Annotated in this window: 19 protein-coding genes; 7 read left to right on the top strand and 12 right to left on the bottom strand. The window is 71.9% G+C overall.

The genetic code is table 11. From position 1 onward, the window contains the following. Window positions 1-228: 228 nt before the first annotated feature. The gene (gene typA, locus AS97_RS29205; RefSeq protein WP_059145288.1) at window positions 229-2,124 is read right to left on the bottom strand and encodes a translational GTPase TypA; all 1,896 of its coding nucleotides are present in this window, start codon (window positions 2,122-2,124) and stop codon (window positions 229-231) included. 811 nt (window positions 2,125-2,935) lie between these two features. Further along, window positions 2,936-5,053 (bottom strand): ABC transporter family substrate-binding protein, encoded by a 2,118-nt coding sequence (locus AS97_RS29200; protein ID WP_210565940.1) that lies wholly within the window; start codon window positions 5,051-5,053, stop codon window positions 2,936-2,938. Window positions 5,054-5,360: 307 nt separating this feature from the next. On the opposite strand from AS97_RS29200, the gene AS97_RS29195 reads away from it, so the two are divergent. From AS97_RS29195 to AS97_RS29180, 4 genes are all read left to right on the top strand, one after another. After that, on the top strand, window positions 5,361-5,645 hold the full coding sequence (locus tag AS97_RS29195) for a hypothetical protein (protein ID WP_059145290.1): 285 nt from the start codon (window positions 5,361-5,363) through the stop codon (window positions 5,643-5,645). A 76-nt stretch (window positions 5,646-5,721) separates the two neighbouring features. After that, complete coding sequence (locus AS97_RS29190) at window positions 5,722-6,573, top strand: hypothetical protein (protein ID WP_210565939.1); 852 nt, start codon at window positions 5,722-5,724, stop codon at window positions 6,571-6,573. A gap of 15 nt (window positions 6,574-6,588) precedes the next feature. After that, a complete protein-coding gene (locus AS97_RS29185; RefSeq protein WP_059145292.1) occupies window positions 6,589-8,544 on the top strand; it encodes a fumarate reductase/succinate dehydrogenase flavoprotein subunit in 1,956 nt (651 codons plus the stop codon). Further along, entirely contained in the window at window positions 8,541-9,311 is a 771-nt protein-coding gene (locus AS97_RS29180) for a succinate dehydrogenase/fumarate reductase iron-sulfur subunit (RefSeq protein ID WP_059145293.1), read from the top strand. The genes AS97_RS29185 and AS97_RS29180 overlap by 4 nt, the downstream gene beginning before the upstream one ends. A 104-nt stretch (window positions 9,312-9,415) precedes the next feature. Here AS97_RS29180 and AS97_RS29175 read toward each other — a convergent pair whose 3' ends face one another. The 5 genes from AS97_RS29175 to AS97_RS29155 all read right to left on the bottom strand — a co-directional run bounded on the left by AS97_RS29175 (window position 9,416) and on the right by AS97_RS29155 (window position 16,053). Next, complete coding sequence (locus tag AS97_RS29175) at window positions 9,416-12,019, bottom strand: SpoIIE family protein phosphatase (protein WP_201724635.1); 2,604 nt, start codon at window positions 12,017-12,019, stop codon at window positions 9,416-9,418. Window positions 12,020-12,356: 337 nt separating this feature from the next. Then, window positions 12,357-12,857, bottom strand: coding sequence for a (deoxy)nucleoside triphosphate pyrophosphohydrolase (locus AS97_RS29170; RefSeq protein WP_086709635.1), 501 nt, complete (start codon window positions 12,855-12,857; stop codon window positions 12,357-12,359). Window positions 12,858-13,009: 152 nt separating this feature from the next. Next, complete coding sequence (locus AS97_RS29165; RefSeq protein WP_059145295.1) at window positions 13,010-13,195, bottom strand: SPOR domain-containing protein; 186 nt, start codon at window positions 13,193-13,195, stop codon at window positions 13,010-13,012. 160 nt (window positions 13,196-13,355) lie between these two features. After that, window positions 13,356-15,059 (bottom strand): APC family permease, encoded by a 1,704-nt coding sequence (locus tag AS97_RS29160; protein WP_247204527.1) that lies wholly within the window; start codon window positions 15,057-15,059, stop codon window positions 13,356-13,358. 241 nt (window positions 15,060-15,300) lie between these two features. Further along, entirely contained in the window at window positions 15,301-16,053 is a 753-nt protein-coding gene (locus AS97_RS29155; RefSeq protein WP_059145297.1) for a GntR family transcriptional regulator, read from the bottom strand. A gap of 463 nt (window positions 16,054-16,516) precedes the next feature. Here AS97_RS29155 and AS97_RS29150 point away from each other — a divergent pair, with 463 nt between their 5' ends. Further along, window positions 16,517-17,983: a M1 family metallopeptidase gene (locus tag AS97_RS29150; protein WP_210565937.1), complete on the top strand. Its 1,467-nt coding sequence runs from the start codon at window positions 16,517-16,519 to the stop codon at window positions 17,981-17,983. 104 nt (window positions 17,984-18,087) lie between these two features. Here AS97_RS29150 and AS97_RS29145 read toward each other — a convergent pair whose 3' ends face one another. Beyond that, window positions 18,088-18,978: a LysR family transcriptional regulator gene (locus AS97_RS29145; protein ID WP_125761610.1), complete on the bottom strand. Its 891-nt coding sequence runs from the start codon at window positions 18,976-18,978 to the stop codon at window positions 18,088-18,090. A 70-nt stretch (window positions 18,979-19,048) separates the two neighbouring features. Between AS97_RS29145 and AS97_RS29140 the strand changes: the two genes are divergently transcribed. Next, window positions 19,049-19,366 (top strand): hypothetical protein, encoded by a 318-nt coding sequence (locus tag AS97_RS29140; protein WP_059145300.1) that lies wholly within the window; start codon window positions 19,049-19,051, stop codon window positions 19,364-19,366. Further along, the gene (locus AS97_RS29135) at window positions 19,363-20,115 is read left to right on the top strand and encodes an SDR family oxidoreductase (protein WP_059145301.1); all 753 of its coding nucleotides are present in this window, start codon (window positions 19,363-19,365) and stop codon (window positions 20,113-20,115) included. Before AS97_RS29140 ends, AS97_RS29135 begins: the two co-directional genes overlap by 4 nt. A 246-nt stretch (window positions 20,116-20,361) precedes the next feature. Here the strand turns inward: AS97_RS29135 and AS97_RS29130 are convergent, their stop codons facing one another. Genes AS97_RS29130 through AS97_RS29115 form a run of 4 tightly spaced genes read right to left on the bottom strand, consistent with a single transcriptional unit; the run spans window position 20,362 to window position 24,906 of the window. Further along, window positions 20,362-21,330 carry an SDR family oxidoreductase gene (locus AS97_RS29130; RefSeq protein ID WP_247204526.1) on the bottom strand — a complete coding sequence of 323 codons (969 nt, stop codon included), beginning with the start codon at window positions 21,328-21,330 and terminating at the stop codon, window positions 20,362-20,364. After that, the gene (locus AS97_RS29125; RefSeq protein WP_185930335.1) at window positions 21,327-22,907 is read right to left on the bottom strand and encodes an FAD-dependent oxidoreductase; all 1,581 of its coding nucleotides are present in this window, start codon (window positions 22,905-22,907) and stop codon (window positions 21,327-21,329) included. Before AS97_RS29125 ends, AS97_RS29130 begins: the two co-directional genes overlap by 4 nt. Further along, entirely contained in the window at window positions 22,904-23,632 is a 729-nt protein-coding gene (locus AS97_RS29120; protein WP_125761612.1) for a class I SAM-dependent methyltransferase, read from the bottom strand. The genes AS97_RS29125 and AS97_RS29120 overlap by 4 nt, the downstream gene beginning before the upstream one ends. Beyond that, the gene (locus tag AS97_RS29115) at window positions 23,629-24,906 is read right to left on the bottom strand and encodes a lycopene cyclase family protein (protein ID WP_210565936.1); all 1,278 of its coding nucleotides are present in this window, start codon (window positions 24,904-24,906) and stop codon (window positions 23,629-23,631) included. The genes AS97_RS29120 and AS97_RS29115 overlap by 4 nt, the downstream gene beginning before the upstream one ends. Window positions 24,907-24,921 lie beyond the last annotated feature (15 nt).

The raw sequence follows: 24,921 nt of genomic DNA, 5'->3' as shown, positions 1-24,921 counted from the left end.
ACATCATGCGGAGCCTGAGATCCGATACTCGGACGCTCAGATCCGGATAACCGCTTGACTGGCACCTTCCTGACATGGCAATGGCCCGGACCTCCGCCGCGGAAGCGGGAGGTCCGGGCCGTTGGCAGCTCACTGACGCACAGGGGGGCGCCTACACTCCGTGATCGGCTCCGGAGTGCGCATCGGCGCCCGGAGCGGGCCCCGGCGCCCGGCGCCCGGGCGTGAGCGTCACCGCTTGGCGCGGGCCGCGGAGCGGGCGCGCTCCTTCTGGTCCAGCACCACCTTGCGGATCCGCACCGTCTCCGGCGTCACCTCGACGCACTCGTCGTCGCGGCAGAACTCCAGGGACTGCTCGAGCGAGAGCAGCCGCGGCGGGACCAGGGACTCGGTCACATCCGCGGTGGAGGACCGCATGTTGGTGAGCTTCTTCTCCTTGGTGATGTTGACGTCCATGTCGTCGGAGCGGGAGTTCTCGCCGACGATCATGCCCTCGTACACCTCGGTGCCCGGCGAGGTGAACAGCACGCCGCGCTCCTGGAGGTTGGTCATCGCGAAGGCGGTCACCGCGCCCGAGCGGTCGGCCACCAGCGACCCGTTGTTGCGGGTCTTCAGCTCGCCGAACCACGGCTCGTGGCCCTCGTGGATGGAGTGCGCGATACCGGTGCCGCGGGTCGCGGTCAGGAACTCGGTACGGAAGCCGATCAGACCGCGGGAGGGGACGATGAACTCCATGCGGACCCAGCCGGAGCCGTGGTTGGACATGTTGTCCATCCGGCCCTTGCGGGTGCCCATGAGCTGGGTGACGGCGCCCATGTGCTCCTCGGGCACATCGATGGTGATGCGCTCGATCGGCTCGTGGAGCTTGCCCTCGATCTCCCGGGTGACCACCTGCGGCTTTCCGACGGTCAGCTCGAAGCCCTCCCGGCGCATGGTCTCCACCAGGATCGCCAGCGCCAGCTCGCCCCGGCCCTGCACCTCCCAGGCGTCCGGGCGGTCGGTGGGCAGCACGCGCAGCGAGACGTTACCGATCAGCTCGCGCTCGAGCCGGTCCTTGACCAGCCGCGCGGTGACCTTCCGGTCCTTCACGGCCGACTTGTCGGCGCCCTTGCCGCCGGGGCCGCGGCCGACCAGCGGGGAGGTGTTGGTGCCGATGGTCATCGAGATCGCGGGCTCGTCGACGGTGATCAGCGGCAGCGCGATCGGGTTCTCCGGGTCGGCCAGGGTCTCACCGATCATGATGTCCGGGATGCCCGCGACCGCGCAGATGTCACCGGGGCCCGCCACCTCGGCGGGCTTGCGGGTGAGCGCCTCGGTCATCATCAGCTCGGTGATCCGGACGTTGGAGATGGTGCCGTCGCGCTTGATCCACGCGACCGTCTGCCCCTTCTTCAGCTCGCCCTGCTCGACCCGGAGCAGCGCGATCCGGCCGAGGAAGTTGTCCGCGTCCAGGTTGGTGACATGGGCCTGGAGCGGCGCGGCCGCGTCGTACTCCGGCGCCGGGACGGTCTCCAGCAGGGCGGAGAAGAACGGCTGGAGGCTGTCGCTGTCGGCCGGGACGGTGCCGTCCTCCGGCTTGGTCAGCGAGGCCACACCGTCACGGGCGCAGGCGTAGACGATCGGGAACTCGATCTGCTCCTCGGTCGCGTCCAGGTCCAGGAAGAGGTCGTACGCCTCGTTGACGACCTCGTCGATCCGGGAGTCCGGGCGGTCCGTCTTGTTGATGCACAGGATCACCGGCAGCTTGGCCTGGAGCGCCTTGCGCAGCACGAAGCGGGTCTGCGGCAGCGGCCCCTCGGAGGCGTCCACCAGCAGGACCACGGCGTCGACCATGGACAGGCCGCGCTCGACCTCACCGCCGAAGTCGGCGTGGCCGGGGGTGTCGATGATGTTGATGGTGACGGGGTCGCCGCCGTCCGCCGGGTGGTACTTCACGGCGGTGTTCTTCGCGAGAATGGTGATGCCCTTCTCGCGCTCCAGGTCGTTGGAGTCCATGACCCGGTCGTCCACCTGCTGGTGGGCGGCGAACGCACCCGCCTGCTTGAGCATGGCGTCGACGAGGGTCGTCTTGCCGTGGTCGACGTGGGCGACGATGGCGACGTTACGAATGTCGTGGCGCGTGGGCATAGAAGCGCGCTTCTCCCGGTTTCGTGGGTGGCGGCGCGCTCCTTGTGCGACGCGCCTTCCGCCGGGCTGATCACGCCTCGGCCTCACCCCCATGGTACGGGGGCGGCGCCGAGACGGATGCCGCAGCCCGTTCCCGCCGGTTCTTTCCCCTCCCCGCCCCTTCCCGATACCAGGGGCTTCGCCCCTGGACCCCCGCCGGGGCTCCGCCCCGGACCCCGCTCCTCAAACGCCGGAGGGGCTGGGTTGGCAGTGGCTTCGCCCCTGGTACCCGCGGTCTGGGGCGAAGCCCCACCACGCGGCGGAGCCGCATATCGACGCTGCGGGAAGGGGCGGAGCCCCGGGCCGGGGGCTGGGACAGAGCCCCCGGCCCGGGGGCTGGGGCAGAACCCCGGTTTCAGGGGCTGGGGCAGAACCCCGGACTAAGGGCTAGGACAGAACCCCGGACCGGGAGCTGAGGCAGAACCCCGGTTTCGGGGGCTAGGACAGAACCCCGGACCAGGGGCCGGGACAGAACCCCGGACCGGGGCTCTGGGGCAGAGCCCCGGTTTCGGGGGCTAGGACAGAACCCCGGGCCAAGGGCCGGGGCAGAACCCCGGACCAAGGGCCGGGGCAGAACCCCGGACCAAGGGCCGGGGCAGAACCCCGGGCCAGGGGCTGGGGCAGAACCCCGGACCGGGGCTCTGGGGCGGAGCCCCGGTTTCGGGGGCTGGGGCGGAGCCCCGGTTTCGGGGGCTGGGGCGGAGCCCCGGTTTCGGGAAGGGGCGGGGAGGGGAAGAGCCCGCCGCAGGCGTCAAGATCCGTCGGCCACCCCCTAGCGGCGGAAGCCGATGTCCTGATAGCGGGGGGTGGCGAAGCCGAAGGCGCCCGCGTTGACCAGGCCCTTGCGCATCGCGATCAGCTGGGGGCGCTGGTAGAGCGGAATCGATCCGGCGGCCGCCCAGATCCGGGAGTCGGCGCGGCTGACCAGGGAGCGGGACGCACCGCTGTCCAACTCGGAGAGCGCCTGGTCGAAGAACTGGTCGATCTGGTCGGTGCCCACCCGGGTGTAGTTCTGCTCGACGACCAGGGAGCCGTCGGCGGCGGGCTGCGGCTTGGCGTAGATGGGGCGGCCGTCGGTGGCCGGGTAGGCGGAAGCGGGCCAGGAGTAGAGGGCCAGGTCGTAGTCGCCGGTGGCGATGTGGTCCCGGAAGTAGCTCTCACTCGGGACCTTGGTGATCTCGGTCCGGACGCCGATCTTCTCCAGCATCCGCGCGATGCGCTCGCCGACCGTGCTCAGCGGGGCGGCGGTCCGGTCGTCGGGGAGGACGAAGCGCAGCACCAGCGGTCGTCCCTTCTTCCGTACGACGGCCGCCTCGCCGAGCCGACCGGACCGCCCGGCGTCACCAGCCGCGGGGGCGGCGCCGGAGGGGCGCTCGGTGTTCGTGGCGGAGGCGGAGGCGGAGGCGGTGCCGGAGGCGCTCTGGGACGCGGTGCCGGAGGCGCTGTCGGTGGCCGGGTCCGTGGCGCCGCCGGTGGCCGGGTCCGTGGCGGTGGCGGTGGCGGTCGGGGCGCTGTGCCGCTTGCCCCGGTCGTCCGTCTTGCCGTCGAGCGCCTTCTGCCGACCCGCGTCGCCCGCCCGCCAGCCCGCGTCGGCGAGCAGCGACTGCGCGGCGTTGGTGTCCGGGTCGCCGAGGGCGCCGCTGTGGTCCTTGTAGCCCGGCTGGCCCGCCATGAGCAGATGGTTGCCGAGCGGCTCGGACGGCAGCCCCATCGGCTTGAGCACCAGCTTCGCCAGGGCCTTCCGGTCGATCGCGCGGGCCACCGCGCGGCGCACCCGCTCGTCGGCGAGCGGGCCCTTGGTGCCGTTGAGGGCGAGCTGGGTGTAGGCGGAGTCCAGCGCCTTGCGCAGGGTGAACCTGCTCAGCGCCCGGGTCCGCGACCGGTTCTTGTCGGTGTCGCCAGTGGCCTTGCCGGTGTCGCCGGTGGCCCCTCCCTCGGCTCCGGACGCCTCCCGGCCGCCGGTGGACGGCTCCGGCGCGCCCGCCTTGCCCGGGGCCGAAGAGCCCTGCCCGGTGCCCGCGGCCCGCTTGTCCGGTGCGGTGGCCCGGATGCGCCGGGCGGTGGCCCGGTCCACCTCGGCCAGGTCAAGCCGCCCGGCGATCAGGGCCTCGTCCCGCTTCTCGGCCGGCACCGCCTGGAAGACCAGCCGGCTCAGCCGCGCCCGGTCGCCCCACCAGCGGGGGTTGCGGACCAGGGTGACCGAGCCGTCCGAGACCTCGCGCACCATGAAGGGCCCGGCGCCGACCGCGAGCCCCTTGGTGGCCGGTGCGGTGAAGACCGCCGGGTTGCCCATCACGCTCTTCGGGTACAGCGGGGTGAACAGCGAGCGCCAGTCGGTGTACGGCTTGGCGAAGGTGACCTTGACCTCGTGTTCCTTGTCCCCGGGTTCGATCTTGGCGATCCGGTCGTATCCGGCGTTGCGCGCCGTCCCGTACGCCTCGTCGGTGCCGCGCAGCGCCCGCCACTGGGCCTGGAAGTCCTCCGCACCGATCGGGCGGCCGTCGCTCCACACCGCCTTGGGGTTGAGCTTGTAGACCACGACCTGCTTGGGGTCGGAGGAGGTGACGTCGGCGGCGGTCAGATAGTCGCCGTTGCGCTGGGGCCTGCCCCGGGCGTCAAGGGTGTAGAGGGAGGGCAGCACGGCGCCGGCGATCCGCTGGGTGCCCGTGTCCGCGGTCTTCTGAAACGCGTTGAGGGTGGTGGGTGCCGTGTCCAGGGCCCAGCGCAGAGTGCCGGTGCCGGAGGTCGCGGTGCGTGGCGCGGAGGCGATGTCCCAGGCGGCGGGCGGCGCCGGGCCGTCGTCGTCCGAGCTGCAGCCGGCTAGCACGGGCAGCGGCAGCATCACCCCCGTGGCGAGCAGCATGGCGCGGCGGCGCTTGGTGAGGGGCATGGCTCGTACCTCCGCAGGGTGACGGATATATGCGCATTTGGCATAGTGTGACGCTGATCGCATATACTCCTCACTCAAAGCGACGGTTCATGGGACAGCACGCCGAGAAGGCCATGGAGACGGCCATGAGGGGAAAGGATCACCCGACCGGATCAATGCGGCGGGCGCGCACTCCGGCGCGCGGCGGCGGAATCCCGCCGGTGGCGCCGCCAATCGCGACAGATCCCTTCACAACCACGACCGTGGCGCGTAACACTCGCTGTCGCATGAGCGTCGCCAACCGCAACCGCGGAAGTGAGGGCAAGTCATGTCCTTGAACGACGACTTGACGGCCGTCCAGCGCTGTCTCGATGAGCTGGTCCGTTCTGTCGCCCGGCTGGAGCAGCGGGTGGACGCCGACGGGCTGGAGATACGCCGGGTCCGCACCGACGCGGACCACCTCCGCGAGAGCCTCGCCCTCCTGCGCGAGACCGCTCCCGAGGAGCGATCACGCCCCGACATGATTCCGGTCCCCGATGGGCCGTACAACAGTGCGCTGTGGTTGGACGTCGACGACGAGGGCCTCGGCGCGCGCGATCGCCACGCGCCCTAGGGACGGCCCGGCGCGCCTCCTGTCGTCGGGGCGCCCCCCCATCGTCCCCCCATACCACTCCACCGCGGAGTTCCCCTTGGCCACAGGCACCGACCCCCAAGCCACCACATCCGCGCCGGCAGGCGGCGGGACGGCCCCGCACGGCGTGCACGGCGCCTCACGCGCCGCCATCCCCGCACGCCATCTGCGCAGCGACCGCTGGTGGCTCTCCCCGGCGATCACCGCCGCCGGGCTGTTCGCGTTCATCGTCTACTCCACCTGGCGCGCCTTCGCCGGGGACGACTACTACGCAGAGCCGTACGTCTCCCCCTTCTACTCGCCGTGCATCGCCCAGAACTGCGTGCCCATGAAGGGCGGAGCCAACTGGGAGATCTTCGGCGCGTGGTGGGGGCTGTCCCCCGCGCTGCTGATCCTGATCTTCCCGCTGGGATTCCGGCTCACCTGCTACTACTACCGCAAGGCGTATTACCGGGGCTTCTGGGCCTCGCCGCCCGCCTGCGCGGTCCCCGAGCCGCGCGCCAAGTACACCGGCGAGACCCGCTTCCCGCTGGTCCTGCAGAACATCCACCGCTACTTCTTCTACTTCGCGGTGATCGTCGCGGGGATCCTCACCTATGACACCGTGCTCGGCTTCCGGGACGAGCACGGCCGCTGGGGCCATATGGGCCTGGGCACCCTGGTACTGCTCGCCAATATCGCGCTGATCTGGGCGTATACCGTCTCTTGCCACTCCTGCCGCCATATCGTCGGCGGCCGGATGAAGCACTTCTCCCGGCACCCGGTGCGCTATCGGCTCTGGGGCTGGGTGAGCGGGCTCAACGCCCGCCATATGCAGCTGGCCTGGGCCTCTCTCATCAGCGTCGCCGTCGCGGACTTCTACGTCTATCTGGTGGCGAGCGGTGCCTTCGACGATCCCCGCTTTTTCTAGGAGAGGTGCTCATCGATGACGCAAGTCGAGCGGCAGGCGTGGGACGTGGTCGTGATCGGCGCGGGCGGCGCCGGGCTGCGTGCCGCGATCGAGGCCCGCGAGCAGGGCATGCGCTGCGCCGTCATCTGCAAGTCGCTGTTCGGCAAGGCCCATACGGTGATGGCCGAGGGCGGCATCGCCGCCAGCATGGGCAATGTCAACGAGCGCGACAACTGGCAGGTGCACTTCCGCGACACCATGCGCGGGGGCAAGTTCCTCAACCACTGGCGGATGGCCGAGCTGCACGCCCAGGAGGCCCCGGACCGGGTCTGGGAGCTGGAGACCTGGGGCGCGCTCTTCGACCGCACCCCCGAGGGCAAGATCTCCCAGCGGAACTTCGGCGGCCATGAGTACCCCCGCCTCGCCCATGTCGGGGACCGCACCGGCCTGGAGCTGATCCGCACCCTCCAGCAGAAGATCGTCTCCCTGCAGCAGGAGGACAAGGCCGCCACCGGCGACTACGAGTCCCGGCTGAAGGTCTTCCAGGAGTGCACGGTCACCCGGATCGTCAAGGACGGCGACCGGGTCGCCGGTGTCTTCGGCTACGAGCGCGAGTCGGGGCGTTTCTTCGCGCTGGAGGCCCCGGCCGTGGTGCTGGCCACCGGCGGTATCGGCAAGTCCTTCAAGGTGACCTCCAACTCCTGGGAGTACACCGGCGACGGTCACGCGCTGGCGCTGCTCGCGGGCGCCCCGCTGATCAACATGGAGTTCGTGCAGTTCCATCCGACCGGTATGGTCTGGCCGCCCTCGGTGAAGGGGATCCTGGTCACCGAGTCGGTGCGGGGCGACGGCGGGGTGCTGCGCAACAGCGAGGGCAAGCGGTTCATGTTCGACTACATCCCGGACGTCTTCAAGGAGAAGTACGCCCAGTCCGAGGGTGAGGCCGACCGCTGGTACGAGGATCCGGACAACAACCGCCGCCCGCCCGAGCTGCTCCCCCGCGACGAGGTGGCCCGCGCCATCAACGCCGAGGTGAAGGCGGGCCGGGGCTCCCCGCACGGCGGGGTCTTCCTCGATGTGTCCACCCGGATGCCCGCCGAGGTCATCAAGCGGCGGCTGCCCTCCATGCACCACCAGTTCAAGGAGCTCGCGGACGTCGACATCACCGCCGAGCCCATGGAGGTGGGCCCGACCTGTCACTACGTGATGGGCGGGGTGGACGTCGACCCGGACACCGCGGCCGCGACCGGCGTGCCCGGTCTCTTCGCCGCCGGCGAGGTCGCGGGCGGGATGCACGGCTCCAACCGGCTCGGCGGCAACTCCCTCTCCGATCTGCTGGTCTTCGGGCGCCGCGCCGGGCTCCACGCGGCCCGCTACGCCCAGGAGACCGCGGCCTCGGGCACCCGTCCGGTGCCGGACGAGACCCAGCTGGACCTGGCGGCGGCCGAGGCGCTGCGCCCGTTCAGCGCCGAGGCCGGTGAGCCGGACGAGAGCGCGGGTCCTGCCGGGCCACCGGAGAATCCGTACACCCTCCACCAGGAGCTCCAGCAGTCCATGAACGACCTGGTGGGGATCATCCGCAAGGCCGGGGAGATGGAGGAGGCGCTGCACCGGCTGGCCAGTCTGCGGGTCCGGGCGCGCCGCGCCGGGGTCGAGGGCCACCGGCAGTTCAACCCCGGCTGGCATCTGGCGATCGATCTGCGCAACATGCTGCTGGTCAGCGAGTGCGTGGCCCGTGCCGCGCTGGAGCGGACCGAGAGCCGTGGCGGGCACACCCGCGACGACTGCCCGGAGATGGACCGCGGCTGGCGGCGGCTCAATCTGGTCTGCCGGCTCTCCGACCCGTCGGGCGGGCTGGCGGCGCCCGACACCGGACACGGGCAGATCCGGCTGGAGCGGCGCGAAATGCCGCCCATCCGGCCCGATCTGCTCAACCTGTTCGAGAAGGACGAGCTGGTGAAGTACCTGACGGACGAGGAGCTGACCCAGTGAGTGCGTACGAGGCCCACTTCCGGGTGTGGCGGGGCGACCAGGACGGCGGCGGTCTGAAGGACTTCCACGTCGAGGTCAACGAGGGCGAGGTCGTTCTCGACATCGTCCACCGGCTGCAGGCGACCCAGGCCCCCGATCTGGCGGTCCGCTGGAACTGCAAGGCGGGTAAATGCGGTTCGTGCAGCGCCGAGGTCAACGGCCGCCCCCGGCTGCTGTGCATGACCCGGATGTCGGTGTTCGACCGGGCCGAGACGATCACCATCACCCCGCTGCGGACCTTCCCGGTGGTGCGGGACCTGGTGACGGATGTGTCGTTCAACTACACCAAGGCCCGTGAGGTGCCGTCCTTCGTGCCCCCGGAGGGGCTGGGGCCTGGCGAGTACCGGATGTGGCAGGAGGACGTGGGGCGGTCACAGGAGTTCCGCAAGTGCATCGAGTGCTTCCTGTGCCAGGACGTCTGCCATGTGGTGCGGGACTTCGAGGAGAACAAGGAGGCGTTCGCCGGGCCGCGGTTCCTGATGCGGGTGGCCGAGCTGGACATGCATCCGCTGGACGCGGCGGCCGACACCGGTCTTGACCGCAAGAGCGCCGCCCAGGAGGAGCACGGACTGGGCTACTGCAACATCACCAAGTGCTGTACGGAGGTCTGCCCCGAGCAGATCAAGATCACCGACAATGCGCTGATCCCGCTCAAGGAGCGGGCGGTGGACCGTAAGTACGATCCGCTGGTCTGGCTCGGCAACAAGATCCGGCGCCGGGGGCAGTAGCTCCCCCTCGTGTCGCGGGCCCGCCGATGGCGGGCCCGCTGCCGTTGGGGCCCACCGCCGTACCGGCCGTGGCCCACCGCCGTACCGGCCGTGGCCCGCCGCCGTCACCAGAGGCTGAGCAGCGCCTCCACCGAGTCCGGCCCCGAGGACTGGCCGTCCGGCAGGGCCAGCTCGAACCAGACGGTCTTGCCGAGCGGGGTCCGCCGACTGCCCCAGCCCGCGCTGAGCAGGCCGACCAGCTGCAGCCCGCGCCCGCCCTCGTCGGTGTCCCGGGCGCGCCGCCGCCGGGGCTGGACCAGACCGCCGTCCCAGACCTCGCAGACCAGCGTGCGGTCCAGCAGCAGCCGCAGCCTGATCTCGCCCTCGCCGTACCGCAGGGCGTTGGTCACCAGCTCGCTGACCAACAGCTCGGTGGTGTCCACCAGGCCGTCCAGGCCCCAGGACTCGAGCTGCTCCCGGGCCAGTTCGCGGGCCCGGCCCACGGACTGCGGGGCGCTGGGAAGGTGCCAGTCGCCGACCGACTCGGCCGACAGGCCCTGCATCCGGGCCATCAGCAGGGCGATGTCGTCCTCGCCGTGGTGGGTGTCGAGGGTGCTCAGGACGTGGTCGCAGACGTCCTCGAGGGATCCGGCCGCGGCGTTTCCGCCGTCGGGGGTGTCGAGGGCCGAGCGCAGGGCCTGGAGCCCCTCGTCGAGGGTGTGGTCGCGGGACTCGACCAGACCGTCCGTGTAGAGGGCCAGCAGCGCGCCGTCGGGCAGCTCGACCTCGATCTCCTCGAACGGCTCACCGCCGACGCCCAGCGGCATGCCGGGCGGAACCTCCATCAGCAGGGCGTTCTCACCCGGTTCCACCAGGACGGGGGGCGGATGCCCGGCGTTGGCGAAGGTACAGCGGCGGGTGACCGGGTCGTAGACGGCGTAGACGCAGGTGGCGAGGTAGACCTCGGTCAAGTCGGAGGAGTCCTCGGCGGCCTGGCCGCCACGGGCGAGGGCACGCGATCCCGGCCGCGCGCCGGCGTGCGAGCCGCCCGGTGTGCCGAGGCCGAGGGCGATCTCGTCCAGCGCGGAGAGCACCTCGGCGGGCTCCAGGTCGAGCAGGGCGAGGGTGCGTACGGCGGTGCGCAGTTCGCCCATGGCCACGGCGGCGCGCAGCCCCCGCCCCATCACGTCGCCGACCACCAGCGCGGTGCGGTGCCCGGGCAGCTCGATCACGTCGAACCAGTCGCCGCCCACCTCGGTCGCCGCGTTCCCCGGCAGATAGCGGCAGGCGATGTCGAGCCCGGCGGCCTCCGGGTCGCCGGGCGGGAGCAGGCTGCGCTGGAGTATCAGCGCGCGCTCATGTTCTCTGCGGTACAACCGGGCGTTGTCGATGCTGACGGCGGCGCGGGCGGCCAGCTCGACGGCGAGCGCGCGGTCCCGTTCGCCGAAGGGCTCGCTGCCCTTGGTCCGGGAGAACTGGGCGAGGCCCACGACGGTGTCACGGGCGACCATCGGCACCACGAGGGTGGACTGCAGCATGGCGCCGAACTCCAGGTTCTCGCTGCCGTCCCGGCCGGGGACGACCCGCACCTGGGCGGTGCGCAGGGCATGGGCGCACAGGGAGTTGAAGGGGTAGCGGTGGACCTCGCCGACCTGGATGGGCTTGGGGTCCTCGGCGGTGTTGACGCGGCAGATGTCGCCGAAGGCGACCGGGCCGTCGGAGACCGCGCTGGCGAAGGCGACGCGGCGCAACTCGGCGCTGCCGTCGGCGAGTCCCGGCGGGGTCTCGTCGCCGGAGAGCAGCCCCTGGTAGAGGTCGACGGAGGCCAGGTCGCAGAACTGCGGCACGGCCACGTCCAGCAGTTCCCGGGCAGTGGTCTCCAGATCGAGCGAGGTGCCTATTCGGGCCCCGGCCTCGTTCAGCAGCGCCAGATTGCGCCGTACGCCCGCGGCCTCCTGTTCTGCGCGGCGGCGGCCGGTGACGTCCGTGGCCAGTCCGGCGATGCCGATGGGACGGCCGGAGCCGCTGTGCAGCCGGTAGAGCGAGACCGACCAGCGGCGGCGGTCGGTGCTGCCCGGAGTCTGGCCCATGAGCGGCATATCGGTCAGCGCCTGCCCGGAGTCCAGGACCTGGCGCAGGGCGGCGGCCAGCCGGTCGGCCTCGCCGCGCGGCAGCAGATCGTGCGGGGTCACCCCGCGGTATTCCTCGGCGGGGCGGCCGAAAACCTTCGCAAAACGCTCATTGACCCGGAGCATCCGCAGGTCGGTCCCGAAGAGGAAGAAACCGAGCGGAGATTGACCGAAAACGGCCTGTGAAGAAGCAAGATCCGTTTCCAGCCCGCGCAACGCGCTGACGTCCACCGCGATACAGAGCGCGGACCGCTTCCCGTTCTCATCCTGAGCGGGCATCACATAGACCTCGGCGATGCCGTGTCCGCTCGGCGACCGGGGGCTACGGTAGGGGACCAGCCCGGTCCACTCCCGGCCGTCCAGGATGTCGGCGACCGCGCGATGGCCGGTCTCCTGGTACTCGGGCGGCACGAACGCCTCCACCGGATCCTTGCCGATGGCCTGGTGCGCCGTCAGCCCCAGCAACTCCGCGGCCCGTTCGCTCCACTGCGCGATCCGGCCGTCGGGCCCCAATGCGAAGGAAGCCACCTTGATGTAGTCATAGATCGAGCCGGGCGGGCTGCTCTGCCACACCGCCGACATCGAGGACATGGGCGACATGTCCGGCAGCGAAGACCCTTGTGACGCCGGCGACACCTGCGAACCAACCGCCTCCTCGGGCATATCAGCCCCCGCTGGCTTCTCGCTCATGCGCCCGTCCCCTCCGGCTCAGGTGCTCCGACCGGCTCCAGATAGCCGAGTATCCAGCACTTCGGCCATCCCGAGTACGGTCTTCACGATCACAGCACTATCTCAGCCCGCCATCGGTTTCCGTCCCGGCTTTTGGTGAAGCGCTCATGATCAGCGTTCCCCCTCACTCCTAACCAGGTGGAGGCGGCTCGAACCCCATGGATTCTCCCTGTACGAGACCTCGAACGGGCCCCGCGCGGGACGGGCCTCAGGGGGTACGCGGAGGGGCACCCTCGGCGCCGCGCTCGGCCCCTCGCTCGGCGCCCTGCCCGGCGCCGCGCCCGGCACCCCGCTCGGCGTCCTGCCCGGCCCCCTCCGCCGCGCGCAGTCGGCGGACCGCCTCGGCCACCGCGGGACGGTCCTCGTCCAGCCAGTCGACCTCGTCCACCCGGTCCGGGGGGAGCCAGCGCAGCTCGTCGTGGTCCTCCAACGGGCGCGGCTCGCCGGAGCGCAGGGCCGCGGTCCACACCCGCAGCACATAGCCGGGCTTCAAGGGCCACTCCCCCGGCAGCGGTTCGAGCGGCTCGACCTCGACCCCGAGCTCCTCGCGCAGTTCGCGGACGAGCGTCTGCGGCGGCGTCTCCCCGGGCTCGGCCTTGCCGCCGGGCAGCTCCCAGCGGCCCGCGAGCTCGGGCGGGGCGCTGCGCCGCGCGGCCAGCAGCCGCCCCCCGTCGAACACCGCTCCACCCACCACCACACGCACGCTCATGCGCCGCACCTTATAGCCTGCCTGGCCTGCGCCGATACACACCAGGCCCCGGGGCGGACGCCCCGGGGCCTGGGAAGACATACGCATTTCCGCGGGCGGGCCCGCTTCTTGTCGGCCCAGCCGATTCCCGCGGCCTGGCCGATTCCCGCGGCCTAGCCGGACTGACGGGACGCGGCGGTCCGCTCGACCACGTACAACTGCTCCTGGCCCTGGCCCTCCAGGCGGTCGGCCACGTCCTGGGCCTCCGTCCTCGTGGCGTAGCGCCCGACGCGGTAGCGGTTGCCATTGGCGTCCTGGCGGATCACGAGCCAGGGCAGCACAGCGTTCCCGTCACTCATCTCCCCGCCCTCTCCGCTGTGGCACGCCCGGGCGCACGCCCCCGCGACACCATGAAGGAAATCCCGATCCGCATATGCCCGAGCCTACGCCCTACCTTCACGCAGCGGATACGAGTTCTTACAACGAGGCACTCATCCGGCCATGTCGCAGAGGTATCTCTCAGACGCGCGCGCCGGCCTTCGCCCGCTCGTCGTCCTCGCTGTCCGCACCGGCCGGGGTGGTGCCCAGCTCACGCTCGGCCTCCAGCAGCGTCGGATTGCGCCATGCGCTGCGTACGCCCCAGACGTAGAAGGCCAGCCCGATCAGGGCGACGACCAGGATGTCCCAGCCGCCCGGCAGATAGCCGCGGCCGCCGAACTCCGTGCCGCCGGCCCACGACACCGCGGCCATGACCAGCAGATACGTGACCATCCAGGCACCAGCCGCCAGATGCGGCCGAAGCTGCGCCCACGGCTTGCGCAGCTCGTACCAGGCCCAGATCGGCAGCCCGATGGCCATGATGAAGATGACCTTGCCGGTGAGCGGCCAGCGGGCCCAGTACAGCACCAGCGAGCCGAAGACCATCGCGATCGGCGCGATCACCGGCATCGCGCGCAGCCGCACCGGGCGCGGCAGGTCCGGGGAGAGGCGGCGCAGCGACATCACGGCGACCGGACCGGTGATGTACGAGATCACGGTCGCGACGGAGACGATCTCGGCCAGCGAGCCCCAGCCGCGGAAGACCGCGAGGAAGATGAAGGCGATCACCAGGTTGAGCAGCAGCGCCGGGCGCGGAATACCTGTCTTGGGGTCGACCTTGCCGAAGATCCCCGGCAGATGGCCGTTCTCCTGGACGCCCTGGATCATGCGGGAGGTGGTGGCCGCGTAGATCATGCCGGTGCCGGACGGCGAGACGAAGGCGTCGGCGTACAGCAGCATCGCCAGCCAGTTCAGGCCCCAGGCCAGGGACAGATCGGCGAGCGGGGAGTTGTAGGAGAGCCCGGACCAGCCGCCGTGCGCCAGATCGGCGGCGGGGACGGCGGTCAGGAAGGCGATCTGCAGCGCGACGTAGATCACCAGCGAGATGAGGATCGAGCTGATGACGGCCTTGGGCAGCGACTTCCCGGGGTTACGGGCCTCACCGGCCATGTTGAGCGGCGACTGGAAGCCGTTGTAGGCCCAGACGATGCCGGAGACGGCGACCGCGGTGAATACGGAGCTCCAGCCATTGGGGGTGAAGCCGCCGTGGTCGGTGACATTGCCGGTGTCGAAGTGCGACAGCAGCAGGGCCCCGGCCGTCAGGGTCGGCACGACCACCTTGAAGACGGTGATCGCGGTGTTGGTCTTCGCGAAGAGGGTGATCGCGAACCAGTTGAGGAAGAAGTAGAAGAGCAGCAGCACGGACGCGAGCGCGACACCGCTGCCGGTCAGCTCCTTCCCGTCGTACAGCGCCTTGGCCCAGCCGAAGTCCCAGGAACTCATGTACTGCACGGAGGCGGTGGCCTCACCGGGGATCACCGAGACGATGGCGATCCAGTTGGCCCAGGCGGCCAGATATCCGGCCAGGGAGCCGTGGGAGTACTGCCCGTACCGGACCATGCCGCCGGCCTTGGGGAACATCGAACCCAGCTCGGAGTAGGTCAGGGCGATGGTCAGGGCGACGGCGGCGCCGATCACCCAGGCCAGGATGGCGGCGGGCCCGGCCAGCGCGGCGGCGCGCTCGGCGCCGAAGAGCCAGCCGGAACCGATGATCGACCCAAGCCCCACGGCGGTGAGGGCCACTGGTCCGAGTGACCTTCGGTAATGCGAGTGGGAACCCTGCTCCGTGCTCAACGTTCCTGGCACTCCCTTCGCCCCCCGACGACCGGACACAAACCGGTCCATCGTAAGAGCAAAATGGATGATCGCCTTCCGGTAACCCCTTTCACCTGCGCTGATGTGAGTTTTACAACAGCGGGCGCTGGAACCGGGCTCGGGTGCTGTGGGCGAGAACCGGGCTCAGGGGCCGTGGGCGGGAACCGGGCTCAGGGGCCGTGGGCGGGAACCGGGCTCAGGGGCCGTGGGCGGGGCAGGGTCCACGGTCAGGTGCCGGAGACGCCGACCACCGCACGGGCCGAACGAAGCATCACTTCACCGGCAGCCGATAGGCGACCCGATAGCGCTCGGCGAGCACCACCACATCGGCGGTCTCGACCGGACGGCCGCCCGCGAAGTACGTACGCGAGGTGACCAGCACCCAGTGCCCCGGCACCCCGCCGAGCGCCAGCACCTCCTCGGCCCGGCCGGGGCGCGCGCCGACCTCCTCCGCCATGTTGTCCACCACCAGGTCGAGGGCGGCCATCCGGTCGACGACCCCGCGCCCGGCCAGGGGCCCCTCCTCGGGCAGCATCACGGGCGTACGGCCGGTGACGGCAAGCGGCTCCCAGGAGGTGGAGAGCATGACCGCCTCACCCTGCGACTGGAACACATAGCGGGTGCGCATCACCCGCTCCCCCACGTCGATCCCCAACCGCCCGGCGATCTCCGCCCCGGCCTCATCCTGCTCACTGTGAGCGTCCCAGCTCCCGATGACCCGCTCATCGGCCTGCTCCTGCCGGAACGGCGTGGCCTCCCCAGCGGTATGGAATCCACCTCGGACGACCCGCCGCGGCACAGGCTGGGCCCGCACATACGTCCCCGACCCCGACCGCCCCTCGACCAGGCCCTCGGCCATCAGCACCTTCCGAGCCTCGAGGGCGACGGTGTCCGAAACCCCGTACTCCTCCCGGATCCTGGCCTGAGAGGGGAGACGCGCATGCGGTGGCAGCTCACCCCCGGCGATCTTCTTCCGCAGATCGTCGGCGACGCGGAGGTATGCGGGCTGGTCACCAAAGGCCACGTGCACTCCCTGGGTTGACAGTCGGCAACAGCTTGGCAACTCAGCGTTGCCGATTGCAACTCAAGGCCATAGCTTCACTAGAAGTGGTGAACTGCAGCTCAGAGACGTTTAACTCGCTCAAAGCCCGCTGAGCTGCCCAACCCCGGCCCCCGCCCCGCCCTTTGCGGCCGCGACGCGCTGCCGCCCCGTCAGCTCACGCTCTTCTCGATCGCCTCGAAGATGTCCGCGTCCGTCTCCTTCTGTTTCTGTCAGTCGGGGAGATCGGCCCAGTCGGCCACGTAGCCGGGCTTCGGGTCCTCGAAGTGCCGGTACCTCTGCCCGATCCAGCACGTCGCGACGGAGCGCCCCTTCTGCTCACGCGTGGCCGCTCCTGATGTCCGCCGGGCGGGCCCTGGATCTCCGCCGGGCGGGCCCCGGCGACCGTTACTCTCCTGAAAGCAGCCGCCGAAGCGTAGGGACCGCGATGGACGACGAACCGCTCGCCCCGGAGCCCCACCGCGTGGCGCCCCGGCCCGTTCGCCGCATCTCGCGGGTGCTGCCCGGCGTGCTGCTGCTGGCGCTGTGCGTCGCGGGCTGCACCGGTGGCTCCGGGGCGCAGGGCGCGGCCGGGGCGTCCCGCACCGGAGCGGGCGCCCCCGGGGTCGGCGACGCGCTCTTCCCCCGGCTCGGCAACGGCGGCTACGACGTGCGGAGCTACCGTCTGGCCCTCGACTACACACCCGGCACCCGCCACCTGCGGGGCACCGCCCGGATCACCGCCCGCGCGGACCGGGCCCTGCGCTCCTTCCACCTCGACCTCGCCGGGCTGGCGGTGCGGAAGGCCACGGTAAACGGCCGCCCCGCCAGGGCGACCCGCAGCGGCACCGAGTTGATCCTCACCTCCGCCTCGGCCCTCCCCGAGGGCCGCACCTTCACGGCCACCGTCGTCTACGACGGCAAGCCGAAAACCCTCACCGGCGAGGACACCGGGAAGGAGGGATGGATCCGCACCGACGACGGCGCCGTGGCGCTCGGCGAGCCGACCGGCTCGATGACCTGGTTCCCCGGCAACCACCACCCCTCCGACAAGGCCGCCTACGACATCGCCGTCACCGTTCCCGAGGGCTACACCGCCGTCTCCAACGGTGAGCTGAAAGGCCGGCAGAGCCGCGACCGCCACACCACCTTCCGGTGGCATATGGGCGAACCCATGGCGAGCTATCTGGCCACCGTCGCCATCGGCCGCTTCGGCGTCCGCACCACGACCACCGGCAAGGGCCTGCCCGTCTACGTCGCCGTCGACCCCACCGAGGCCGAACGCGCCAAGAACATCACCGCCCAGGTCGACGACGTCATCACCTGGGAGACCCGCACCTTCGGCCCGTACCCCTTCTCCTCGACCGGCGCCGTCGTCGACCACCTTCCCGGCCTCGGCTACGCCCTGGAGACCCAGACCAAGCCGTACTTCGACGCGGCCCCGGACACGACGCTCGTCGTGCACGAGTTCGCCCACCAGTGGTTCGGCGATTCGGTCACCCCCCGGGTCTGGAAGGACATGTGGCTCAACGAGGGCTTCGCGACCTACGCCGAGTGGCTGTGGGAAGAGGACCACGACGGCCGCACCGCCCAGCAGACCTTCGACGACTTCTACGACGGCACCGACGACGAGAGCGAGGGCATCTGGGACTTCCCACCCGCCGACCCCCCGACCGTCGCCAGCGTCTCCGACCCGCCCGTCTACGGCCGCGGCGCGATGGTGCTGCACCAGCTCCGCCGGGCCGTCGGCGACAAGACCTTCTTCTCCATCCTCCGCACCTGGCTGAAGGAGCACCGGCACGGCAACGCGGATACGAAGCAGTTCATCGAGCTGTGCGAACGCGAGTCGGGGAAGGATCTGACCCGACTCTTCGATGTCTGGCTGTACGGCGAGGGCAAGCCGAAGAAGCCCTGACGGCAGGGGAAGGTGACCGTCTGAGCCCATCGTAGGGCCGCGTTGGGTGTTCCCCGCTGGGCGGGAGGTCCCCCTGCGCCCGACTCACCACGTCAAGGTCGCCCTCACCACGTCAAGGTCGCCCCTGACGCGTCAGCCCCGACCATGCCGGCCATTCTGGGCGGAACCCTCAGCGCCGCGGCCACGAACGAGGCGAGCAGCGGGCGGCGGTCCTGTTCGTTCCAGGCGAGCACGAGGCGGCTGGGCGGCGCGTCGGATACCGGTACGCCGACCAGGCCGGGCGGGAGCGGTTCGACGAGCGACCGGGGAAGTACCCCGATCATGCGGCTCACTTTGATCATCTGGAGCAGCTGGACCACGTCGGCGACCTCCGGACCGGTGCCGTCGCCCCCGGGCACGCCCTTCCAGCTCGGCAGTGTCTCGCCCGCCAGGTCGGCCATCCGTACCGAAGCGAGCCCGGCCAGGCGGTGTGCGGTGGGGACGATGGCCACCCGCTCCTCGGCGTGGAGCGTCTCGTGGTCCAGGCCGTCGAGATCGTCGAACGGTACGTAGAGCAGGCCGACGTCGGCCCGGCCGTCGAGCAGGAAGTCGGTGCGGTCGGCGGGGCCGCTGAAGAGGATGTCGACCCGGCGGGCATCGGGCTGGTGGGCGTACTCGGCCAGGATCCCGGACAGCAGACCGGCGTCACCGCCCGGCTTGAGCACGAGCCGCAGGTGAGCCTCGGTGTCGACGGCACGCCGGGCGCTGCGGACGGCGGCGGCGACCGCGTTGAGCGCGTGCCGTCCGTGCTCCTGCAGCGCTTCCCCGGCCGGTGTGAGCTCGACGTGCCGGCTGGAGCGGAGGAACAGCGGGACGCCGAGGCGGGTCTCGATCCGTCGGATCGCCTTCGACAGCGCCGGCTGGGCGATCGAGAGCCGGGCGGCGGCCCGGCCGAAGTGCAGCTCTTCGGCGAGTGCGATGACGTACTCGAGTTCGCGGGTCTCCAGTTCAACCATGCCTGTAGGTTATCGCCGAATTCCATACTGATCTTGGACAATTGCGGCAAGCGGTCGCGAGAATTGCCACATGATCCAGCACACGATGATCGTCTCCTTCGATCAGCCTCTGCCCGATGTGGAACTCGACCAATACCTCGGGGATATCAAACGGGCCATGCTCGACACCGGCTTCGTGGAGTCGGTCGTGGCCCGCCGCCACCTTCCCGTCCCCGGGGAGGAGGCCATTCCCGCGCTGATCGCGACCGCGATCGTGCAGTTCGCCGTGGCCGACATCGACGCTCTGGCGAAGGGGTTCGCCGCGCCCGGCCTGCACGAGATCATCCACCGCTGGCAGTCGCGGCACCCGTACAAGGTCGCCTGGGCCAACCACGAGCCGCTCGCATGAGCGCCGCGACCCGGAAGGTGGGTCTGGTCACCGGCGCGGGCAGTGGGATCGGCCGTGCGGCGGCGCTGGAGTTCGCCCGGTGCGGCGCCGCGGTCGCCGTGCTCGACATCGACGAGAGCACGGCCGCCGAGACCACCGAGATGATCAGGGCGGACGGTGGGGAGGCACTGTCCATCCACGCCGACATCGGCGACGAACACTCCGTGCGGACGGCCGTCGAGCGTACGGTCGCGGAGTACGGGGGGCTCGACTTCGCCGTGAACAACGCCGGATTGGACTCCCATCACCGGCAGCTCGAGCAGATGACACTGGACGAGTTCGAGCGCGTGGTTCATGTCAATCTGGCCGGAACCTTCCTGTGCATGAAGTACGAACTGCCCGAGCTGCGCCGCCGCGAGGGCGGCGCGATCGTCAACATCGCCTCCAACGGCGGCCTGTACGCGATCCCGACCGCCCCCGCCTACGTGGCCGCCAAGCACGGCATCGTCGGGCTCACCAAGGTCGCCGCGGTCGATTACGCGCCGGACCGCATCCGGGTCAACGCCGTCTGCCCCGGCCCGACCCGCACTCCCGGGTTCGAGCGGGTGGCGGCCGGTACCGACCTGATCGCCATGCAGGAGGCGATCACGCCGCTCGGCCGGATGGCCACCCCGGACGAGGCCGCGGCCGCCGCCGTCTGGCTCTGCTCGGACGCGGCGTCCTACATCACCGGCATCGCCCTGTCGGTCGACGGCGGACGGCGGGCCTGAGGAATCCGCCGCGCGCGGGCACCGGACCCTCCTGAGGTCACCTGGCCCCCGGCCCCCGCCCCGCGTGCTCCGTCGCCCGCGCTCCCGAGGAGCCGGGTGCGGAGGGGCCGGGCCGCCGGGGCTCGAGTCAGCGGATCGCGCTCGGGCCCCGACGTTCAGACGAACGGAATCGGATCAAGTGGAAGAAGCCTTCATCCCGGAACCGGCCGCGCGCCAGGCCCGGACACCCCGTAGCGTCCTTGCCGGTCAGTCCGCCTGCCCGTCCGGCCGCGGACTCGGTGCGGACCGGTGCGCGCTCCAGTCGGCGCGGCCGCCCGCGCCCAGGACTCCGGTGCCGGCGGTTAACTCGGCCCCGCCCGGGCGGCGCAACTCCCGCCGGGAGACGCGGGCGACGAGGGCGGGGAAGACCGGGCGCAGCGGCTGGCACCAGCGCAGCCAGGGCGGCGCGTGGACGCGGGGAGCGCGGCGGGCGATGCCGGCGGTGAGCAGGTCGGCCACCCGCGCCGGAGTCTGGACGCGGCGGGCGAACCGGGGCTGATGTGCGCGCAGGGCCCGCAGTACCGGGTTGTCGTCGATGCCGCCGATCATGTCGGTGCCGGTCCAGTGCAGGTAGGCGACGCCGACGGCGATGCCGTCGGGTTCGAGCTCGCAGCGCAGGGCTTGGGCGAAGGACTCCGCACCCGCCTTGGAGGCGCAGTACGCGCTCATCATGGGCGCGGAGCCGAACGAGGCGGTGGAGGCGACCTGGAGGAAGTAGCCGCGGGTGCGGGTGAGGTGGGGCAGGAAGGCCCTGGCGGTGTTGGCCGCGCCGGTCAGGTTGACGTCGACGACCCGCTGCCACAGGTCGGCCGCGGTGGTGCGGAAGGGTCCACTGACGGCGATGCCCGCGTTGGCCACGACCACGTCGGCGGGGCCGAGCCGCGCCTCGACCTCACGTGCGGCGGCGTCCAGGGCGGCCTGGTCGGTGACGTCCGCCTCGACGCACAGGGTGGGCGCGGGCAGCCCGGCCGCCGCCTCCCGCAGCCTCTCCTCCTCCCGGCCGAGCAGCGCCACCCGTGCACCGGCCTCGGACAGCGCGGCGGCGACGGCCGCGCCGACGCCGCGGGCGGCTCCGGTGACGACGGCCACGCGTCCGCGCAGTGGTGAGACGCCGGTGTGCGAGCTCGGGCGGCGGGCGATGCCGTGGCGGCCGGGTCCTCGTCCGCTTGTCCTCATGGGTCCGACCGTCCGCGGACGGCGGGCGTCCGCCCCCACGTGGCCAGGGCCCTGAGGAGCGCGCCCCGCCCGCGGTGCGGCACCGTCCACAGCGTCTGCCCCCGCACCCCCCACAGCTCCAGCAGGGCGTTGGCCGCGAGGAAGCCGCTCGTCGCCGCCCGTTCCATGAGCGCCACGGGCAAGTCGGTGCGGACCACGTCGCCGGCCACGACCAGTCGCGGGTGCGGGGTGCGGACGGTGGGGCGGTCGCCGTAGCCGCCCACCGGGAACAGGGGGCAGTCGTCGTGCCACTCGTGGCGGGCGTCGACGACCGTGGCCGTGCTGGTCTCCGGGTAGACGCGGTGCAGTTGGTCGAGGAGACGTTTGTGTTCGACGTCCCGGGGGGCGTCGGGCGGTACGGCGTAGGCGTGCAGTTCGACGACGGAGCCACCGGTGCGGGCGTTCCAGCGGGCCGCCTCGTCCTCGTGGCGTTCCAGCACGCTGATGTTGTCGAGGGTGCCGAAGCCGCTGGTGCCGAGGAAGCCGGGCCGGTCGGGTGCGACAGGCCGGTCCAGCCACAGGCGGCTGACCAGGAAGGGCGGGGCGGTGCGCAGCCGTCCGATCCGCTCGCGCCACGGCGCGTCGCCCAACTGTGGGCAGCGTGCGACCAGCGAGCGCAGCCCCGCGGTGTCCAGTGCGAGGACGACCCCGTCGTGGCGGCGCTCGTCCCGGTCGGAGGCGACCACGAAACCGCCGTCCGGGAGGGGCGCGATGTGCTCGACGGCCGTGCCGGTGCGCACCTCGGCGTGGTGGCCGGTCAGATAGCCGGCGAGCGGGTCCCACAGGGCGGCCGGGAAGGGGGCGCGGACCACGTCGAACAGCAGCCCTTCGGCGGAGCCGAGGAAGTAGATGTGGAACGTCAGCGCCATCTCGGCCGCCGACAGCTCCCGCGGGTCGGCGAAAAAGCTGCGGGAGAACACCTCGAAGGCCAGGTGACGGGCGCTTTCGGGGAAGCGCACGGCCTCCAGGAAGTCGTGGGCGCTGGTGCCGTCCAGGCGTTCGTACACCTCCGGCACGCGCACGTCGAGCAGGGGCAGGGCGGCCACGGGGTCGAGGGCGCGCAGGTCCGCGAGCCGGAAGGAGGGACTGAGCGCCACGAAGCCGAGCGCGCTGAACGGCGGGGTGCGCGGGACGTGCCGGAAACTGTCGTGCAGGCCGTCGGCGCCCCGCAGCGGGTAGTCCGGGAGGCCGGTGAGCCGCTCCAGGCCGGGGTCGGTCCGGCGCAGCAGTCCACGCAGGTTGTAGTACTGACGGAAGAACGCGTGGAAGCCGCGGCTCATGGTCACCGTGGTGCCGTCGCGCAGTGCGGTCGGCCAGCCGCCGACCCGCCCGCCGAGGTAGGGCCGCTTCTCGTACAGGGTGACGGCCACCCCGCGCTCGGCGAGCCCGGTGGCGGCGGCCAGGCCGGCGATGCCCGCACCGACCACCGCCACCGACGGCGGGGTCCCCCGCACCCGGGGGACGCCGGGCCGGGCCGGCAGCGTCCGGGCCCGCCGGTCGCGTCCCCGGCGCGCGGCGCCCTGGCGTGAGGTCCTCATGCGGCCTTCCCCCGGTCGTGTGCCCGGCGGGCGACGAAGGTGTGGGCGATGCCCGTCTGCCAACCCGGCAGCGGCAGGGCGCGGATCCGGTCGAAGCCGGCCGCGCCGAGGCGCCGCGCGAACCGCCCGGCAGTGTCGAACTCCAGCACACTGCGCCACAGGTGCCGGTACAGCGGCCCGTCCCCCAGCAGGGTCGCGACGGGCTGGACGACGCCCCGGCACACCAGCGTCCACACCGCGCGGTCGGCCCGCCGCCCGCGGAGGGTGTACTCGTGCACGCCGAGCCGGCCGCCCGGCCGCAGCAGCCCGCGCACGCCGGCGAGGACGGCGTCGGGGTCGGTGACGTTGCGGAAGAGGTACGCCGCGAAGACCGCGTCGAAGGGGCCGCGTACCCCGGCCTCGGCCAGCCGCTCGGCGGGGGCGTGGACGAAGGCCACCCCGCCTGCCCACGGCTTGGCCGCGGCCTGCCGCAGCATGCCGGCCGAGGCGTCCACGGCCGTGATGTCGGCGGCGGGCAGGACGCACCGCAGCGCGGCGGTGGAGGCGCCGGTACCGCAGCCGAGGTCGAGCAGGCGCAGCCCCTGCCCCTGTCCGGGCAGCCCGAGCCGGCGCACCGAGCGGCGCAGGTGGGCGTGGTAACCGGGATTGGCGGCCACGAGCGTGTCGTAGCTGCCGGAGGCGTGGTCGAAGGCGGCGGCGAGGCGCTCGTCGCGCAGCAGCGTCATGCGGTCTCCGTGGGGGGCGGGGCGGGCGGGTCCGTCGTGGGAAGCGGCGGAGTGGCGGGACGCGCCGGCGGATGCGGCAACGCGGGCAGGTCGCAGCGGCGGCGGGGCAAGCGGGGTAGTTCCAGGGCGGAGCGCAGCATCGGCCCAACGGGGGTACGCAGGCCGATGGACACGTCCTCGTGCAGGCGGGTGCCTCCGTCGAGGAAGCGCAGCAGCCGTGCCATGGGCACGCGGGCGAACAGGCGGCTGAACAGTTCCGGACCGTCGGCCCGGCCGCTGTCCAGGGCGCGCAGCAGGACGGCGTCCATGGCGCGGGAGCGCACCGAGTGGGCGGCGGGCGGCACCGGGCGGCGCCCGCGGCGCAGGGCGTCGGCGACGGCCCGGGTCTGGCGCTGCAGTCCGGCGAAGGTGTAGCCGGTGGCGGGGCGGGTCGCTCCGCCGGCGGCGCCGATGGGGAAGACCGAGCCGCCGGCCTGCCGGGGGATCGGCGCGTCCGTCATCGGGATGACGCCGGTCTCGGTGGCCAGGACCTGCCGTTCGCCGAGCCGCAGCACTTCGTCGGCGTAGTGGCGTACGGCGGCCTCGTAACGGTCCGGCGTGAGGGTGCGCGGGGAGAACTCGGTGTACTCCACGAGCGCCTCGCACGGCCCCAGCGGCAGGACGTAGCCGAAGGACAGGCCGTGGGCGGGCTGCGGGGTACGGAAGTCCATCAGCTCCACGGCGGCCGGGTCGAAGGCGGACCGGGCGGTGCGCACGAACCAGCCGTGGAAGTGCTGCAGCAAAGTGGTGCGAGCGGCCGGCAGGCTGCTCGGGGGGCGGGAGTCCAGCACCCAGCGGGCGCTGAGCACCCACGCCCGGCCGTCGGTGTCCCTCAGGTGGACGTGAGCGCCACCGGGCACGTCCTCCACCGTTTCGACGGTCGCTTCCAGGCGCCGGACGTTGGGGCTGCGGGCCAGGTCCCGGGAGACCAGGCGCTCGAAGTCCTCGGAGCGGATCATTCGGTACCGCAGCGGGGCGATGTCCCCCTCGACCGGGATGCCGGTGCGCGGACGCACCCTCAGCCGCCGCCACTCGGCCCGCACCGCCGCGTCGAACCGCCCGGGTCCCGCCGCCCAGTAGCACCAGGTACGCGGCGGCGGGCGCAGCGGGCCGGGCGGCGCGTCCACCAGCACCACGGACGGTGTTCGCAGGCCGGGAACGCGTCCGGCGAGCCGGTGGGCCAGCGACAGCCCGGCGGCGCCCGCCCCCACGACGGCCACGTCCGTCTCCGGCACGATGCCTCCCTTCCT

Source organism: Streptomyces sp. AgN23 (assembly GCF_001598115.1).
GTDB lineage: Bacteria > Actinomycetota > Actinomycetes > Streptomycetales > Streptomycetaceae > Streptomyces > Streptomyces antimycoticus.
This window is presented reverse-complemented; position numbering and strand designations above follow the sequence as displayed.

Bases quoted from the DNA above. Each gene is read 5' to 3' on its own strand.
- AS97_RS29170 (WP_086709635.1), bottom strand. From the start codon at position 12,857: ATGAGCGTGCGTGTGGTGGTGGGTGGAGCGGTGTTCGACGGGGGGCGG.
- AS97_RS29130 (WP_247204526.1), bottom strand. From the start codon at position 21,330: ATGAGGACAAGCGGACGAGGACCCGGCCGCCACGGCATCGCCCGCCGC.
- AS97_RS29165 (WP_059145295.1), bottom strand. From the start codon at position 13,195: ATGAGTGACGGGAACGCTGTGCTGCCCTGGCTCGTGATCCGCCAGGAC.
- AS97_RS29140 (WP_059145300.1), top strand. From the start codon at position 19,049: ATGATCCAGCACACGATGATCGTCTCCTTCGATCAGCCTCTGCCCGAT.
- AS97_RS29120 (WP_125761612.1), bottom strand. From the start codon at position 23,632: ATGACGCTGCTGCGCGACGAGCGCCTCGCCGCCGCCTTCGACCACGCC.
- typA (WP_059145288.1), bottom strand. From the start codon at position 2,124: ATGCCCACGCGCCACGACATTCGTAACGTCGCCATCGTCGCCCACGTC.
- AS97_RS29150 (WP_210565937.1), top strand. From the start codon at position 16,517: ATGGACGACGAACCGCTCGCCCCGGAGCCCCACCGCGTGGCGCCCCGG.
- AS97_RS29200 (WP_210565940.1), bottom strand. From the start codon at position 5,053: ATGCCCCTCACCAAGCGCCGCCGCGCCATGCTGCTCGCCACGGGGGTG.
- AS97_RS29135 (WP_059145301.1), top strand. From the start codon at position 19,363: ATGAGCGCCGCGACCCGGAAGGTGGGTCTGGTCACCGGCGCGGGCAGT.
- AS97_RS29185 (WP_059145292.1), top strand. From the start codon at position 6,589: ATGACGCAAGTCGAGCGGCAGGCGTGGGACGTGGTCGTGATCGGCGCG.
- AS97_RS29160 (WP_247204527.1), bottom strand. From the start codon at position 15,059: ATGGACCGGTTTGTGTCCGGTCGTCGGGGGGCGAAGGGAGTGCCAGGA.
- AS97_RS29175 (WP_201724635.1), bottom strand. From the start codon at position 12,019: ATGTCGCCCATGTCCTCGATGTCGGCGGTGTGGCAGAGCAGCCCGCCC.
- AS97_RS29125 (WP_185930335.1), bottom strand. From the start codon at position 22,907: ATGAGGACCTCACGCCAGGGCGCCGCGCGCCGGGGACGCGACCGGCGG.
- AS97_RS29145 (WP_125761610.1), bottom strand. From the start codon at position 18,978: ATGGTTGAACTGGAGACCCGCGAACTCGAGTACGTCATCGCACTCGCC.
- AS97_RS29195 (WP_059145290.1), top strand. From the start codon at position 5,361: ATGTCCTTGAACGACGACTTGACGGCCGTCCAGCGCTGTCTCGATGAG.